Genomic DNA, 783 nt, shown 5'->3' on the forward strand with positions numbered 1-783 from the left:
TGTCGTCGTGGGGCGGAACTCCGAGGAGCTGGTGTCGCAGCTGTCGTCGGTTTCGGGGGTCGAGGTGGTGCCCGATGCCGGTGGCGGTGTGGTGCTGGTGTTCGCCGGTCAGGGCTGCCAGTGGGTCGGTATGGGGCGTGAACTCCTGGACGGCCATCCGGTGTTCGCGGAGGCGATGCGGGAGTGCGCCGAGGCTCTGGACCCGTATGTCGGCTTCTCCGTGCTGGATGTTCTGGGTTCGGCTGGGGAGTTGGGTCGGGTTGAGGTGGTGCAGCCTGCGTTGTGGGCGGTGATGGTGTCGCTGGCGCGGGTGTGGCGGTCGTGGGGTGTTCCGGTTGCCGCGGTGGTGGGTCATTCGCAGGGTGAGATTGCTGCGGCGACGGTGGCCGGTGCGTTGAGTGTGGGTGATGCGGCGCGGGTGGTGGCGTTGCGGAGTCGTCTGATTGCCGAGCGCCTGTCCGGGCTGGGTGGGATGGTTTCGGTGGCGCTGCCCCGTGACCAGGTGGTGTCCCTGATCGCGGATGTGCCGGGTGTGTCGGTGGCGGCGGTGAACGGTTCTTCCTCGACGGTGGTCTCGGGTGAGATCGCGGGGTTGGAGAAGGTGCTGGCCGAGTGTGAGTCCTCGGAGATTCGGGCGCGTCGTATCGATGTGGATTACGCCTCGCATTCGGTGCAGGTGGAGTTGATCCGCGAGGAGCTGTTGAAGGTTCTGGACGGCATCTCCCCGCGCTCCAGCGAGATTCCGTTCGTGTCCACGGTGACGGGTGAGCGGATCGACACCGT

At 66.7% G+C, this 783-nt stretch carries 1 protein-coding gene; it reads left to right on the top strand.

The window, feature by feature from the left end; all coding sequences use genetic code 11:
- Positions 1-31: 31 nt before the first annotated feature.
- Positions 32-783 (top strand): acyltransferase domain-containing protein (locus tag ACFIF2_RS35895; RefSeq protein ID WP_395577489.1); only part of this gene is annotated, 752 nt, incomplete at its 3' end.

Origin of the sequence: Streptomyces sp. BK79 (assembly GCF_044142145.1) — a bacterium.
GTDB lineage: Bacteria > Actinomycetota > Actinomycetes > Streptomycetales > Streptomycetaceae > Streptomyces.